The organism is Geodermatophilus sp. SYSU D00708 (assembly GCF_054050115.1).
On sequence record NZ_JBJGYS010000016.1, the window covers coordinates 108,422 to 122,745 of the forward strand.

A 14,324-nucleotide genomic window follows, 5' to 3' on the forward strand; every position below is an offset into this window, starting at 1 on the left:
AGATCCCTGATGAGCACCACGCACGCCCCGGCCGGCGAGATCGAGCTCGCGATCGGCGGCATGACCTGCGCCTCGTGCGCCGCCCGCATCGAGAAGAAGCTGAACAAGCTCGACGGCGTGACCGCGACGGTCAACTACGCCACCGAGAAGGCGCGGGTCACCTACGGCGGGGACGTCACGCCCGAGGACCTCGTCGCCACCGTGGAGAAGACCGGCTACACCGCGACGCTCCCTCAGCCCCCGGCCGCTCCGGTGCAGGTCGCCGAGGAGGACGGGGTCGGCCCGCTCCGCCGACGTCTCGCGGTCTCCACGCTGCTCACCGTGCCGGTGGTGGCCATGGCGATGGTCCCGGCGCTGCAGTTCGAGTACTGGCAGTGGCTCTCGCTCACCCTGGCCGCCCCCGTGGTGGTCTGGGGCGGGCTGCCGTTCCACCGCGCCGCCTGGACCAACCTGCGCCACGGCGCCGCGACCATGGACACCCTCGTCTCGCTGGGCACCGGCGCGGCGTTCCTCTGGTCGCTCTACGCGCTGTTCCTGGGCAGCGCCGGCGAGCCCGGGATGACCCACCCGTTCGAGCTGACCGTGGCCCGCGGCGACGGCGGCGCGAACATCTACCTGGAGGCCGCCGCCGGGGTGACCACCTTCCTGCTCGCCGGGCGCTACGCCGAGGCGCGGTCCAAGCGGCGGGCCGGGGCCGCGCTGCGGGCGCTGCTCGAGCTGGGCGCCAAGGAGGTCTCGGTGCTGCGCGGGGGCGTCGAGCGCCGGGTGCCGGTGGACCAGCTGGCCGTGGGCGACCTGTTCGTCGTCCGGCCCGGGGAGAAGATCGCCACGGACGGCGAGGTGACCGAGGGCGCCTCCGCGGTCGACGCCTCGATGCTCACCGGCGAGTCCGTGCCGGTGGAGGTGGGTCCCGGCGACGCCGTCGTGGGCGCCACCGTCAACGCCGGCGGCCGGCTGGTGGTGCGGGCCACCCGCATCGGCGCGGCGACCCAGCTGGCGCAGATGGCCCGGCTGGTGGAGGAGGCACAGAACGGCAAGGCCGAGGTGCAGCGCCTGGCCGACCGGGTGTCGGGCGTGTTCGTGCCGATCGTGCTGGCCCTGGCGGTGGCGACCCTCGGGTTCTGGATCGGCGCCGGCGCCGGACTCGCCGCCGCGTTCACCGCGGCCGTCGCGGTGCTGATCATCGCCTGCCCCTGCGCACTGGGGCTGGCCACGCCCACCGCACTGATGGTGGGCACCGGCCGCGGAGCGCAGCTGGGCATCCTCATCAAGGGCCCCGAGGTGCTCGAGTCCACCCGCGCCGTCGACACCGTCGTCCTGGACAAGACCGGCACCGTCACCACCGGACGGATGACCCTGCGCGACGTCGTCCCCGCCGACGGGGCGGACGCCGGGCGGGTGCTGATCCTCGCCGGGGCGCTCGAGGCCGCGTCCGAGCACCCGATCGCCCGGGCCGTCGCCGCGGCGGCCGCCGAGCGCACCGGCCCGCTGCTGCCGGTCGAGGGGTTCGCCAACGTCGAGGGGCTGGGCGTGCGCGGCGTGGTCGACGGTGCCGCGGTGCTGGTGGGGCGTCCCCGCCTGTTGGCGGACCGCTCCGTGCCCGTGCCGGCGGACCTCGCCGCGGCGCAGGCGGCGGCCGAGGCCGGCGGCGCGACGGCGGTCCTCGTCGCGGCGGACGGCGTGGCCTGCGGGCTGCTCGTCGTCGCCGACGCGGTCAAGGACACTTCCGCGGAGGCGATCGCACAGCTGCGCGACCTGGGGCTGCGGCCGATCCTGCTGACCGGCGACAACGAGGCGGTGGCCCGCTCGGTCGCCGCGGAGGTCGGGATCGACGAGGTCGTCGCCGAGGTGCTGCCGCAGGACAAGGTGGCCGTCGTCCGCCGCCTGCAGGCCGAGGGCCGGGTCGTGGCCATGGTCGGTGACGGGGTGAACGACGCCGCGGCCCTCGCCGCGGCCGACCTCGGCCTGGCCATGGGCACCGGCACCGACGTGGCGATCCAGGCCTCCGACCTCACCCTGGTGCGCGGCGACCTGCGCGCCGCCGCCGACGCCATCCGGCTCTCCCGCCGCACGCTGGCCACGATCCGGGGCAACTTGTTCTGGGCGTTCGCCTACAACGTCGCGGCGCTGCCGCTGGCCGCGGCCGGGCTGCTCAACCCGATGATCGCCGGCGCCGCGATGGCGCTGAGCTCGGTGTTCGTGGTGACCAACAGCCTGCGGCTGCGCCGGTTCGCCCCGCTGCCGGGCAACGCGGCCGCGACCACCGCCGTCCCGGCCGGACGCCGGGCAGCGGTCCGGGCCGCCTGAGACCCGGCCAGCGGTCCGGGCCGCCTGAGACCCTCCGCCGGCAGGCTCGTGCTCTGCCTGCGCCGGGTACGCAGAGCACGACCAGGCGGCGAGGAGGGAGCACCACCATGACCGGAGAGCACCGACGCCGTCGGCTCACCCGCCTGCTCGCCGGGGTCGGCGTGGCCTGGGGCACCGCCCTCCTCGCGGTGCCGGATGGGGTGACCGACGCACTGTGCCCGGAGCTGCCGAGGGACCGGCGCTGGGTGGTGCGGGTCCTCGGGGCGCGCATGGTCGTCGAGCACGCGACCCTGCTCGTCGCGCCGGTGCGACCCGTCCCGCCGATCGCGGCCGCGGTCGAGAGCCTGCACGCGGTCAGCATGCTGACGCTGCTGGGCCGCCCCCGCTACCGGCGGGCCGCGCTCGTCAGCGGGGGCATCGCGGCGGTGTCCGCGGTGGCGCTGGCCACCGTGCCGGGGAGCCCGCGCTAGACGACCGCGGGCAGCAGGAGCAGCGCGGTCGGGACCAGGAGCAGCAGGCCCGCCGACAGCAGCGCGGCCGCCCGTGCCCAGGCCGGCAGCGGGGACGGCGGCTCGAGCAGCCGCACCACGCGCTGCCGGACCCCTCCCCCGGCCACCGCGAGGGCTCCACTGGGCACGGCCGCGCCGCCCGCCCCCCCGGCCACCGCGACGATCGCCCGGGCCAGGGTGCGGCGCGGCGCAGCACCCGACAGCGACCCCAGCGCGACGTCGTCGGCGCGCATCTCGACCAGCGTCCGGACCGCGGCAGCCGCCCGCGCGGCCGCCGGCAGCACGGGCAGTGCCGCCTCCCAGGCGAGGAACGGCAGCAGGTAGAGGTGGTGGTGCTCGCGCAGGTGCGCCCGCTCGTGGGCGACGACGGCGGCGAGCTGGTCGTCGTCGAGCTCGGCGACCATGCCGGAGGAGAGCACCAGCAGCGGCCGGGCACCCGGGATGCAGAAGGCCACCGGCGCGGGGTGCTCGAGCAGCCGGGCGTCGGGCAGCTCGTGCGGCCGGACCACCAGCTCCAGCAGCTCGCGGTGCCGGCGGCGGGCACGGGTGGTCCGCACCCAGGAGAGCAGCAGCACCCCGACCAGCTCCGAGGCGAGCACGCCGGCCAGCGTCAGGGTGACCCAGTGGTCGCCGCGCACCGGCTCGGCGGCGGGGTGCGCGGTGAGCACCGACCAGGCCGCCTCGGGCAGCGAGTGGCCCCACGGCGCGAGTCCGTGCACGAGCAGCGCGCCGATGATCGACAGGCCACCGGCCAGCCCGATCGCCTGCCAGCACACCAGCGCCACGAGCGGGTCCCGCCGGGGCCACCGGGCACGGGCCAGCAGCGCCGGCACCGGCCACGCCAGCAGGGCGGCCAGGACGGCGAGGGCGGCCGCGGTGGCGGGCAGCATCGGTCGGGGGCGGAGGGCGGCTCGATCAGCTCCGTCCGGTCAGCGGTCGTCGTCCGGACCAGCGGCGGCCAGCAGCTCGCGCAGCAGCCGGGCCTCGTCGGGGTCGACGCCGCCGACGAAGCGGGCCAGCACCGCCTGCCGGTCCCCGGCCGAGCCGAGCACCTCGTGCATCAGCTCGGCGGCGTGCTCCTCGCGGGTGGCCCGCGCGCGGAAGCGGCGGGGCCGGGCGTCGTCGTGCTCGACGAACCCCTTCTGCTCCAGGCGGGTCAGCACCGTGTGCACGGTGGTCAGCGCCAGCCCGCGGTCGGCCAGTCCGTCGCGCAGCTCGGTCGCCGAGACCGGACCGTCGGCCGACCACAGCCGGTCCATGACGGTGCGCTCCAGCTCACCCAACGACGCCACGGGTCCTCCTGTCCTGCGGATCACACACCTGCTTTCTACGTGTCGTAGAAAAGTGTCTTCTACTCGGCGTAGAAAGAACTCGACCGATCGTACGTCGTCCGGGGAGGAGCGGCCGTGGACGTCCTGGACGTGGCGCGCTGGCAGTTCGGGATCACGACCGTCTACCACTTCCTGATGGTCCCGCTGACCATCGGGCTGGGGATCCTGGTGGCAGTGATGCACACCCTCTGGGTGCGCACCGGCAAGCCCGAGTGGCTGCGGATGACCCGCTTCTGGGGCCGCATCTACCTGATCAACTTCGTGCTGGGCGTGGCCACCGGGCTGGTGCAGGAGTTCCAGTTCGGCCTGGCCTGGAGCGAGTACAGCCGCTTCGTCGGCGACGTCTTCGGGTCGCTGCTGGCGCTCGAGGCGCTGCTCGCGTTCTTCCTCGAGTCGACGTTCCTCGGCCTGTGGATCTTCGGCTGGGGGCGCATCCCGAAGAAGCTGCACCTGGCCGCGCTGTGGGCCGCGGTGATCGGTTCGGTCGTCAGCGCGTACTTCATCATCGCGGCCAACTCCTGGATGCAGCACCCGGTCGGCGTCGTGACCGACGACGCGACGGGCCGCCCGGTCCAGGTCGACTTCCTCGCCGTCCTCACCAACAACACCGCGCTGGCCGCCTTCAGCCACGCGATCGTCGCCGCGCTCATGGTCGCCGGCGCGCTGCTGGTCGGCATCGGCCTGTGGCACCTGCGCAAGCGCACCCTGGCGCAGCAGTCGACGGACGACGTCGACCACGCCGTGTGGCGCCGCTCGGTGCGGCTCGGCGGCTGGGTGTCACTCGCCGCGTTCGTGCTGGTCGCCCTCACCGGCGACTGGCAGGGCAAGCTCATGTACGAGCAGCAGCCGCTGAAGATGAGCTCGGCCGAGGCGCTGTGCGAGACCGAGGCGCCGGCGTCCTTCTCGATCCTCGCCTGGGGCAAGCTCGGCTCCAACGAGTGCGACGACGTCCACTCGATCACCGTGCCCGGGCTGCTGTCCTTCCTCGCGCACAGCGACTTCTCCACCGCCGTCCCGGGCGTCAACGAGCTGCAGGAGCGCTACGCCGAGGTCTACGGCGCCACCTACCCCGACGACCCGTCGCGGTTCGGCGACCTGGCCGGCGCGGAGGTGGACTACACCCCGCTGCTGGCGGTCACCTACTGGAGCTTCCGGCTCATGGTGGGCATGGGCGCGGTCTCGGCCGGGGTCGCCGCCTACGCGCTGTGGGCGACACGGCGGGGCCGGGTCCCGACGTCGCGGATCGGCGTGTACGGCTCACTGCTCGCGGTGGGGGCGCCGTTCGTGGCCAACGCGACCGGCTGGATCTTCACCGAGATGGGCCGCCAGCCCTTCGTCGTCTACCCCAACCCCGACGTCCCGGTGGACGAGCAGGTGTGGTTCTTCACCGCGCAGGCGGTCTCCCCCGGCATCACCGCCGCCGAGGTCTGGACGTCGCTGTCGGTGCTCACCCTCGTCTACGGCGCGCTGGCCGTCGTCGAGCTGTGGCTGATCGGCCGCTTCGTCCGTCGCGGGGTCACCACCGGCGACGCCGCCCCGACCCCCGGGCACACCCCCGAGGGGACGCCGGACGACGACCTGCCGGGCGGCCGCGACGGCACCCGCCCCGACACCGACGACGTCCTGTCCTTCGCGTACTGAGGAGCCTGACCCATGGACCTGCAGACCCTCTGGTTCGCCGCGGTCGCCGTGCTCTGGACCGGCTTCCTGCTGCTCGAGGGCTTCGACTTCGGCGTGGCCGCGCTGCTGCCGGTGCTCGGCCGCCGCCCCGCCGACCGGCACCTGATGCTGCGCACGATCGGCCCGCTCTGGGACGGCAACGAGGTCTGGCTGATCACCGCCGCCGGCGCGGTGTTCGCCGCCTTCCCCGGCTGGTACGCGACCTGGCTGCCGGCGCTGTACCTGCCGTTCGTGCTGGTGCTGTTCGGCCTGATCATCCGGGCCGTGGCCTTCGAGTGGCGGCACTCCCACTCCACCGCGGCGTGGGACGCGACGTGGACCCACGTCATCACCGCCGGCTCGCTGATCGCCGCCCTGGGCATCGGCGCCGCCCTGGGTGCGACCACGCTGGGCCTGCCGATCGACGCCGACGGCAACCGGGTGGGCGGCGCCTTCGCCGGCCTGGGCTGGTCGGCCCTGCTCGGCGCGGTCGCCGTCCTGGCCTTCTCCCTGGTGCACGGCGCGGTGTTCCTGGCGCTGAAGACCGACGGTCCGGTGCGCGCCGCCGCCCGCCGGTTCGCCACCCGGTGGACGCCGGTGGCCGCGCTGCCGCTGCTGGCCTGGGCGGGGCTGGTGCACCTGCGGTACGGGACCCCGGCCACCGCGGTGCTGTGGCTGGTCGCCGCACTGGCGGTCGTCGTCGCCTGGGCGCGGATCCGGGTCGGCCGCGAGGGGCAGGCGTTCGCCGCGTGGGGCACCGTGCTGGCCGCCGCCGCCGCGACGCTGTTCGGGGCGGCCTATCCGGTGGTGGTCCCGTCGACCGTCGACGCGGCCTTCGACGTGACCGTCGCCGACGCCTCGGTCAGCGACTACACGCTCACCGTGATGACCTGGGCCGCCGGCATCGGCCTGCCCGTGGTGCTCGCCTACCAGGCCTGGACCTACTGGGTGTTCCGCAAGCGGCTGACCGCCGAGCCGGTGCACGCCGACGTTCCCGCGCACGCGTGAGGGCAGAAATGGCCATTTCTGCCCGCCGGGAGCGGGGGCCGCTGGCGCCGCTGGCCGGGGTCCCGGGGCTGCCCGGGGCGCTGGCGCGGCAGGCGGTCGCAGCGCTGGTCCAGGTCGCCGGCCTGGTCCTGCTCGCCGCCGGGCTGGCGCACGCGGTGGCCCGCGCCGCCGGGCTGGCCGACGGGCCGCTGACCGGCCCGCTGGTCGCCGCTTCCGCGGGCGCCGCGCTCCGGGCGGTCGCCGGGTCCCTCGGCGACCTGCTGGCCGACCGCGACGCCCGCCGCGCCGAGGACCGGCTGCGTGCCCGGCTGCTGGCGCGGCTGGCCGGCTCCCCGGCCGCGGTCGCCGCGGCCGGCGGTCCCGGTCCCGCGGCGGTGCTGGCCACCACGCGGCTGGCCGACCTCGGCCCGGGGCTCACCACGTACCTGCCGGCCCTCGCCCGCACCCTCGTCGTCCCGCCGGTGCTGCTGGCCGTCCTCGCCGGGACCGACCTGCTCTCGGCCGCGCTCGTCGCGGTCACCCTGCCGCTGGTGCCGGTGTTCATGGCGCTGGTCGGCCTGACCACCCGCGACGGCACCACCGCCGCCGCCCGCGCGCTGGACCGGATCGCCGCGCACGTGGCCGAGCTCGTGCGCGGACTGCCGGTGCTGGTGGGCCTGGGCCGGGCCGCCGAGCAGGCCGCCGCCCTGGCCGAGCTGGGCGAGGCCTCACGCCGCCGCACCCTGGCCACGCTGCGGCTGGCCTTCCTCTCCTCGCTGGTGCTCGAGCTGCTGGCCACGCTGTCGGTCGCCCTGGTCGCGGTCACCGTGGGCCTGCGGCTCGTTCACGGCGAGGTCGCGCTGGCCGCCGGCCTGACCGCGCTGCTGCTGGCGCCCGAGGCCTTCGCCCCGCTGCGCGCCCTGGGGGCCGCGCACCACGCCAACGAGGACGCCGCCCTGGCCGCCGCCGAGGCGCGGGCCGTGCTCGCCGCGCCGGCCGCCGCCCCGCCCGCGACGACGCCGGACGGCGACGATCCGCGGGGCGCCGACGTCGCGGTCACCGGGCTGACCGTCCGCTTCCCCGGCCGCGCCGTGCCCGCCCTCCCGCCGGTGGACCTCGCCGTCCGCCCCGGCGAGCTGGTCGCCGTCCGCGGGGCCAGCGGGTCGGGCAAGTCCACGCTGCTCGCCGTCCTGGCCGGGCTGACCGACCCGGCGGCGGTCGTCGAGGGCACCGTGACCGGGATGCCGCACGCCGGGGTCGCCTCCGTTCCCCAGCACCCCCGGACCACCGGGGAGACCGTCGCCGACGAGCTGCGCCGGCACGCGGCCTCCGACCCGGGCGTGGACGAGGTGGTCGGCGACGCGTTCGTCGTCGAGGCGCTGGAGCGGGTGGGCGCGAGCGCCCTGGCCGGACGGCGGTGCACCACCCTCTCCCCCGGCGAACTGCAGCGGGTGGCGCTGGCCCGCGCGCTGGTGCGGGTCCGGCGCGGCGCGCGGCTGCTGCTCCTCGACGAGCCCACCGCGCACCTGGACGACGCGGCGGCCGCGACGGTGGCCGCGGTGCTCGCCGGCCTGCGCGGCACGGTCACCGTCCTGCTGGTCACCCACGACCCCGCGCTGGCCGCCCTCGCCGACCGGACGATCGACCTGCCGGGGCCCGCTCCCTGCTCCTCCGCGACACGTGCACACACCGCCGCACCGGTGCCGGCCGGGGCGACCGCACGTGCACACCCCGCCGTGCCGACCGCGGCCGTACCGACCGTGGCCGCGCCGGCCCCGGAGGTGGACGGGCCCCGCCTGCCGCGGCGGGCGCTGCTGCGGGCCGTGGCCGCGGGCACCGCGTCGGCGGGTGCCGGCGTGGCGCTCACCGCGGTCTCCGGCTGGCTGATCGTGCGGGCCGCGGAGATGCCGCCGGTGCTGACCCTGCTGGTCGCCATCGTCGGGGTGCGCGCCTTCGGCCTCGGCCGCGCCGGCCTGCGCTGGGTGGAGCGGATGACCGCCCACGACGCCGCGCTGCGCACGGCCGCGGACCTGCGGGTGCGGGTGTGGCGGGCCCTCGCCGCGCAGGGGATCGCCGCCGACCGGACGCCCGGCTCGGCGCTGGCCCGGGTGGTCGGCGACGTCGCGCTGGTGCAGGACCTGTCGGTGCGCGTCGTCCCGCCGGCGCTGGTCGCCGGGACGGTGACCGCCGGCACCGTCGGCGCCCTGGCCCTGGTCTCCCCCGCCGCGGCGGGCGCGGCCGGCCTGGTGCTGCTGGCCACCGTCGCCCTCGTCGTCGTCGCGCACCGGCGGGTGGACGCCGGCGCCGACCGGGCGGAGGGGGCGCTGCGCGTGGCCGCCCTGCGGGACACCACCACCGTGCTGGAGGGGGCGCCGGACCTGCGCGCGCACGGTCTCGCGGACCGGACCGCCGCCGACCTCGCTGCCCTGGCCGGCCGCCGGTCCTCCGCCGCCGGCACCGGCGCCCGCGCGGGCGCGCTCGGCGAGGGCGTGGTGGTGCTCGGCACCGGGCTGGCCGCGGTCACCGCCGCGGCCGTGGCCACCGCCGCCGGAGGAACCGGCCCGGTCCTCGCGGCCGTCGCCCTCGCGCCCCTGGCGCTGGCCGAGCCGCTCAGCGGCCTGGTCGGCGCGCTGCGGCGGCGCGGCGCCCTCGCCGACGCCCGCAGCCGCCTCGAGGCCGTGCTCACCGCGCCGGTGCCGGCCGACCCGGGCGACCCGCTGCCGGCGCCGGCGCCGGTCCGGCGCGTGGCCACCACGGACCTGACCGCGGGCTGGCCGGGCGGGCCCGACGTGCTGCGCGGCCTCACCACCGCGGCGGACGCCGACGGCGGCTGGCTGGTGGTGCGCGGGCCCTCCGGAGCGGGCAAGTCGACCTTCCTCGCCGTGCTCCTGGCGGCGCTGCGCCCGCGCGACGGCCGCTACGCGGTGCAGGACGTGCCGGCCGGCCGGCTCGCCGGGGACGACCTCCGGTCGCGGATGGCGGAGCTGCCGCAGGAGTCGCACGTGTTCGCATCGAGCATCCGGGCCAACCTGGCGGTGGCCGCGCCGCGCGGCGCCCTGACCGGTCCCGACGGCGAGGCGCGCATGCGGGCGGCGCTGACCGCGACCGGGCTGGGCGGGCTGCTGGCCGGCCTGCCCGACGGCCTGGACACCCCCGTCGGCGCCGGCGGGACGGCGCTGTCGGGCGGTGAGCGCCGCCGGCTGGCCGCCGCGCGGGCGCTGCTCGCCGACCGCGACGTCGTGCTGCTCGACGAGCCGACCGCCCACCTGGACCCGCCGACCGCCGCTGCCCTCGTCGGCGACCTGCGGCGCGCGCTCGCCGGCCGGGTGGTCGTCTGCGTGACCCACGACGACGCCGTCGAGCGCCCCGGCGACACCGTCGTCCGGCTCGGGACGCCGGTGGCCGCGCTGGCGGGCTGAGCGGGAACTGTCGGACCCGACCGGCAGGCTGCGCCGCATGGACGCGCCCTTCACCGGTTCGGTCTTCCTCGGCATGAGCGTCGACGGGTTCATCGCCCGCCGCGACGGCGACCTCGCGTGGCTCACCGGCGCCGGGGAGGTCGGCGGCTCGCCGGACGACGGCGCCGGCGGCGACTTCGGGTTCTCCGCGTTCGTCGCCGGCATCGACGCGCTGGTGATGGGCCGGGGCACCTACGAGGTGATCGCCCCGATCGACGAGTGGCCCTACCAGGGCAAGCCGGTGCACGTGGTGAGCACGACGCTGGAGCCCGGGGCGGACGCGCGCATCACCGTGCACCGGTCCTTCGACGACGCCGTGGCCGCGCTGACCGCGGCCGGGTACCGCCGGGTCTACGTCGACGGCGGCCGGATGGTGCACACCTTCCTGACCGCCGGGCTGATCGCCGACCTCACCCTGTCGCGGGTGCCGGTTCTCATCGGCGAGGGGCTCACCCCGTTCGGCGCGCTGCCGGCCGACGTCCCGCTCGAGCACGAGCGCACCGAGGTGTTCCCCGGCGGCATGGTGCAGACGACCTACCGCATTCGCCGCTGACTAGGCCGCGGCCTGCTCGGGCCGGGCGCGCACGACCTCGAACCCGGGGAAGGGGGGCAACGCCGGGTCGAGGACGACCGGGACACCGGGCGGCCGGCCCAGGCGACCGCTGGCGGTCACGGCGGCGCGGTCGTCCGCGGCCATCTGGGCGAGCGTGCGCTCGTACAGCTCAGGGCGGATGTGGATCTCCCGCGGCGGCGCGGCGGCGGGGGTGACGGCGATGGCGACGATGTCTCCGGCGATGTCCGGCCGGGCCCAGTGGACGCTGCTCATGGCGACCCTCCTGTGCAGCCTCCCCGCGCTCGGGTCCGACGCCGGGAGGCTCTTGTCTGTGCCTTACCCGTCCGAGGGGACGGTCCCACCTCCCAGGGGCACCTCGACAGGGATCTCCGACCCCAATCGGGCGCCCTGCAGCAACGGCAGGTCGTCGCCGGACCAGAAGCTGCCCGGGTCGTAGGCGTTGCGCGGACGGCGGCCGTCCAGCAGCCCCATCGCGGTGTAGGTCGCGGCCACCAGCTCGGCGCAGTAGACGGTCTCGGCCGCCGTCCGCCGGCGCAGCCGCCCGCCCAGCCAGCTGCCGACCAGCCCGCGCGTCGTCGGGAACGGCTTGCCGTCGAGCCGGGCGACGGTGCGCAGGACGGCGTCCTCCATCTCACCGGTGACGCCGCCGTCGTCCGCCGGGCCGACCAGCTGCCGCAGCCAGGCCCGCTGGCCGTACCGGTGCCGCCAGGTGCGGACGGCGTCGGCCAGGTCGTGCAGCTGCACACCGCGCTGGTGCTCCCCGGTCCAGACGTCGGGCAGCGAGCGGCCGAGCTCGGCGTGCCACAGCAGCGGCGGCAGGTCCTCGAGCACGACGGCCATGCCGACGTGGTTGACCGGCGCGTTGGTCAGCGCCCGGATGGCCCGGTCGGCGACGGAGGCACCGCGGAAGACCCACACGTCGCCGGTGCGGGTCAGCTCGACGGCCTCGTCCAGGCTCAGCTCGGGCACGGCGCTACGTTACGGATCATGCGCCTCTGGAAGCTGCTCGGACTGGCCGGGCTCGCCGGCGTCGCGGCGACCGGGGCGGTGCTCGCCCGCAACGAGCGCCAGCGCCGCGCGCACACCCCCGAGGAGATCCGGGCCCGGCTGCGCGACCGGCACGCGGCGCTGGCCGACGTCCCCGAGCCCGTGCCGGCCGACGAGCTCGCCGGCGGACGCCGGCACGCGCTGGCCCGGGTGCTGCGCCGCCGACCTCTGGTTTGAGGTCCTGACCCGGCGCTCATGCACACGGGGTGCCGGACGACCACACGGAGCCGCTCGTGGGCTTCCACGACACGAGCGGCGACCTCACCCGTGATGACAGCGTGGGCGAACGACTGCTGGGCGCGCTGCTCGACCGGGCCCACCTGATCCCGCCGCGCCTGGTCGGCCCACTGGTGGCCCAGGAGCTGGGGAGGGCCGGAGCCACCGACGTCAGCATCCACCTGCAGGACTTCGACCAGCTCCAGCTCCAGCCGGTGCTCGGCCGCGGGCTGACCGGCAAGCCGGTCGCCATCGACGACAGCCCCGAGGGCTGGACCTTCACGACCGACACCCGGACCGAGCGTCCGCAGCCCGACGGCAGCGTGCGCCTCCACCTGCCCATGCTCGACGGCTCGGACCGGGTGGGGGTGCTGTCGTTCACCCTGCCGACGGTCGCCGAGCACGACCGGGAGCTCGCGCACCGCGCGGCCGGGCTGGTTGCCGACCTGCTCGTCACCAAGGACAGCTACACCGACACGTTCGCCCGCGTGCGCACCGCGCGGCCGATGACCCTCGCGGCACAGCTGCAGTGGCAGTCCCTCCCGCCGCTGTCGATGACCACACCGGACGTCGACCTCGCGGGGATCCTCGAACCGGCCTACGAGGTGGGCGGCGACTGCTTCGACTACGCCTTCGACGAGCACGTCCTGCACCTCGGGGTCTTCGACGCGATGGGGCACGGCCTGGACGCGGCGACCATGGCGACCGTGGTCCTCGCCGCGTACCGGCACGGCCGCCGCCGGGACGTCCCGCTCGCCGAGCTCTACAGCGAGATGGACGCGGTCCTCGCCCGCTCCTTCCCGGGCCGGTTCGCGACCGGTCAGCTCGGCCAGCTGGACACCGAGACCGGCGAGCTCCGCTGGGTCAACGCCGGGCACCCGGGTGCGCTCTGGGTCCGCGACAGCCGGGTGATCGGCGAGCTGACCGGCGCCCGGACGCGGCCGATCGGCTTCGGCGGCGCGGTGCCGTCGGTCGCCTCCGTGCACCTGGAGCCGGGCGACCGCGTCTTGTTCTTCACCGACGGTGTCGTGGAGGAGCGGCTGGACGGCGGCGAGCAGTTCGGCGAGGCTCGCCTGCGGGAGCTGATCGAGCAGAGCACCGCGGAGGACCTCGCCGCGGCGGAGACCGTACGCCGGCTGTCGCACGCGCTCATGTCGGCCCGGGCCGGCCGCACCAGCGACGACGCCTCCCTGCTGCTGATCGAGTGGAAGGCCCCGCCACGGGACGACGAGCTCGCCCCGGACATCCCGGAGGCCTCACCGCGAGGGGCGGAGAAGCGCTGACGGCTCACGGACGGCAACCGCCACACCGGGGGCCGTCCGGAGCCGTTCCGCACCGGCCGGGAGAGGTCGACACTGCACGCGCCCGCCGGTGTCGCCGGGCGTCGTGTCTGGGTCATCCGTCCGGCGACGCCGACGCGGTCTGTGCTCAGCCCGCCCCGGCGGCCAGCGCGGGTCCCTCGTCCTTGAGCGCCACCCCGGACGCGCCGAGCTCCCGGGCGGCGGCCAGCAGCGCGACCACCGTGTCGGCCGCCTGCGCGTAGGACAGCCCGTGCGGTGGCCGGACGTTGGACACGCAGTTGCGCTCGGAGTCCGCCCGCCCGGGCCGCGGGTCCCAGGTGAGGTAGGCGCCGAGGGAGTCCGCGGCCGACAGGCCGGGGCGCTCCCCGACGAGGACGACGACGGCGCGCACGTGCAGCGCGGCCCCGATGGCGTCCCCGAGGGCCACCCGGGCCTGGTGGGCCAGCACCACGGGCGCCACCTGCCAGCCGGAGAGCCGCTCGAGCAGCGCCGCCGTCAGGCCGGGGGCGTGCTCGTGGACCGCCCGCGGGGACAACCCGTCGGCGATCACGACGGCCAGGTCGGCGTCGGCGCGGGGCAGCTCTGTCCCCGCGGCGAGCTGCCGCCCGAGGTCGGGCCGCTGCAGGTAGGTGGCGCGGTCGCCGGCGGCCGAGTGCACCTCGACCACCTCGACGCCCGGCAGCCGGGCCTCCCGCAGCGCCGAGTCCAGCGCGGCGCGGACGGCGGCCGGGTCCAGCGGCTGGTGCACCGCGTCCCGGGCGGCGGCGTGCGCGGCGCGGAACTCGAGCTCGCGGGCCGTGGGCAGGGCGTCGCCGGCCCGGCCCAGCGCGACCCGGGCCCCGGGGGGGGCCCGCCCCCCCGCCCCGCGGGCGTTCGCCCGGGGGGAAATCGCCCTTTTTGTCCGCCTCGCGGCCCGCGGGGGCCCCCCGCCCGCC

At 76.8% G+C, this 14,324-nt stretch carries 13 protein-coding genes; 8 read left to right on the top strand and 5 right to left on the bottom strand.

Annotation, left to right across the window (positions count from 1 at the left end; genetic code table 11):
* Positions 1-9: 9 nt before the first annotated feature.
* Together ACI79D_RS15125 and ACI79D_RS15130 are read left to right on the top strand one after the other, a co-directional pair.
* Complete coding sequence (locus ACI79D_RS15125; protein ID WP_456919241.1) at positions 10-2,307, top strand: heavy metal translocating P-type ATPase; 2,298 nt, start codon at positions 10-12, stop codon at positions 2,305-2,307.
* A 107-nt stretch (positions 2,308-2,414) separates the two neighbouring features.
* Positions 2,415-2,777, top strand: coding sequence for a hypothetical protein (locus ACI79D_RS15130; protein WP_456919242.1), 363 nt, complete (start codon positions 2,415-2,417; stop codon positions 2,775-2,777).
* On the opposite strand, the gene ACI79D_RS15135 is transcribed toward ACI79D_RS15130, so the two are convergent.
* Positions 2,774-3,706: a M56 family metallopeptidase gene (locus ACI79D_RS15135; protein WP_456919243.1), complete on the bottom strand. Its 933-nt coding sequence runs from the start codon at positions 3,704-3,706 to the stop codon at positions 2,774-2,776. The genes ACI79D_RS15130 and ACI79D_RS15135 overlap by 4 nt on opposite strands.
* 39 nt (positions 3,707-3,745) lie before the next feature.
* Complete coding sequence (locus ACI79D_RS15140) at positions 3,746-4,108, bottom strand: BlaI/MecI/CopY family transcriptional regulator (RefSeq protein ID WP_456919244.1); 363 nt, start codon at positions 4,106-4,108, stop codon at positions 3,746-3,748.
* A gap of 114 nt (positions 4,109-4,222) precedes the next feature.
* Here ACI79D_RS15140 and ACI79D_RS15145 point away from each other — a divergent pair, with 114 nt between their 5' ends.
* From ACI79D_RS15145 to ACI79D_RS15160, 4 genes are read left to right on the top strand one after another with little or no spacing between them, the layout of a single operon-like run.
* Positions 4,223-5,788 (top strand): cytochrome ubiquinol oxidase subunit I, encoded by a 1,566-nt coding sequence (locus ACI79D_RS15145; RefSeq protein ID WP_456919245.1) that lies wholly within the window; start codon positions 4,223-4,225, stop codon positions 5,786-5,788.
* Between the two features lie 12 nt (positions 5,789-5,800).
* Positions 5,801-6,814, top strand: coding sequence for a cytochrome d ubiquinol oxidase subunit II (cydB, locus tag ACI79D_RS15150; protein WP_456919246.1), 1,014 nt, complete (start codon positions 5,801-5,803; stop codon positions 6,812-6,814).
* An 8-nt stretch (positions 6,815-6,822) separates the two neighbouring features.
* On the top strand, positions 6,823-10,212 hold the full coding sequence (gene cydC, locus ACI79D_RS15155; protein ID WP_456919247.1) for a thiol reductant ABC exporter subunit CydC: 3,390 nt from the start codon (positions 6,823-6,825) through the stop codon (positions 10,210-10,212).
* Positions 10,213-10,249: 37 nt separating this feature from the next.
* Complete coding sequence (locus ACI79D_RS15160; protein WP_456919248.1) at positions 10,250-10,804, top strand: dihydrofolate reductase family protein; 555 nt, start codon at positions 10,250-10,252, stop codon at positions 10,802-10,804.
* On the opposite strand, the gene ACI79D_RS15165 is transcribed toward ACI79D_RS15160, so the two are convergent.
* Complete coding sequence (locus ACI79D_RS15165; protein WP_456919249.1) at positions 10,805-11,077, bottom strand: hypothetical protein; 273 nt, start codon at positions 11,075-11,077, stop codon at positions 10,805-10,807.
* Positions 11,078-11,140: 63 nt separating this feature from the next.
* Positions 11,141-11,794 (bottom strand): hypothetical protein, encoded by a 654-nt coding sequence (locus ACI79D_RS15170; RefSeq protein WP_456919250.1) that lies wholly within the window; start codon positions 11,792-11,794, stop codon positions 11,141-11,143.
* 18 nt (positions 11,795-11,812) lie between these two features.
* On the opposite strand from ACI79D_RS15170, the gene ACI79D_RS15175 reads away from it, so the two are divergent.
* Positions 11,813-12,049: a hypothetical protein gene (locus tag ACI79D_RS15175; RefSeq protein ID WP_456919251.1), complete on the top strand. Its 237-nt coding sequence runs from the start codon at positions 11,813-11,815 to the stop codon at positions 12,047-12,049.
* A 29-nt stretch (positions 12,050-12,078) separates the two neighbouring features.
* Entirely contained in the window at positions 12,079-13,371 is a 1,293-nt protein-coding gene (locus ACI79D_RS15180; protein ID WP_456919252.1) for a PP2C family protein-serine/threonine phosphatase, read from the top strand.
* Positions 13,372-13,516: 145 nt separating this feature from the next.
* Here ACI79D_RS15180 and eutC read toward each other — a convergent pair whose 3' ends face one another.
* Positions 13,517-14,278 carry an ethanolamine ammonia-lyase subunit EutC gene (gene eutC, locus ACI79D_RS15185; protein WP_456919255.1) on the bottom strand — a complete coding sequence of 254 codons (762 nt, stop codon included), beginning with the start codon at positions 14,276-14,278 and terminating at the stop codon, positions 13,517-13,519.
* Between the last annotated feature and the right edge of the window lie 46 nt (positions 14,279-14,324).

What these genes read in the sequence shown, in the direction of transcription:
- ACI79D_RS15125 (WP_456919241.1), top strand. Translation starts at nt 10, where the DNA reads ATGAGCACCACGCACGCCCCGGCCGGCGAGATCGAGCTCGCGATCGGC.
- ACI79D_RS15130 (WP_456919242.1), top strand. Translation starts at nt 2,415, where the DNA reads ATGACCGGAGAGCACCGACGCCGTCGGCTCACCCGCCTGCTCGCCGGG.
- ACI79D_RS15135 (WP_456919243.1), bottom strand. Translation starts at nt 3,706, where the DNA reads ATGCTGCCCGCCACCGCGGCCGCCCTCGCCGTCCTGGCCGCCCTGCTG.
- cydB (WP_456919246.1), top strand. Translation starts at nt 5,801, where the DNA reads ATGGACCTGCAGACCCTCTGGTTCGCCGCGGTCGCCGTGCTCTGGACC.
- cydC (WP_456919247.1), top strand. Translation starts at nt 6,823, where the DNA reads ATGGCCATTTCTGCCCGCCGGGAGCGGGGGCCGCTGGCGCCGCTGGCC.
- ACI79D_RS15160 (WP_456919248.1), top strand. Translation starts at nt 10,250, where the DNA reads ATGGACGCGCCCTTCACCGGTTCGGTCTTCCTCGGCATGAGCGTCGAC.
- ACI79D_RS15165 (WP_456919249.1), bottom strand. Translation starts at nt 11,077, where the DNA reads ATGAGCAGCGTCCACTGGGCCCGGCCGGACATCGCCGGAGACATCGTC.
- ACI79D_RS15175 (WP_456919251.1), top strand. Translation starts at nt 11,813, where the DNA reads ATGCGCCTCTGGAAGCTGCTCGGACTGGCCGGGCTCGCCGGCGTCGCG.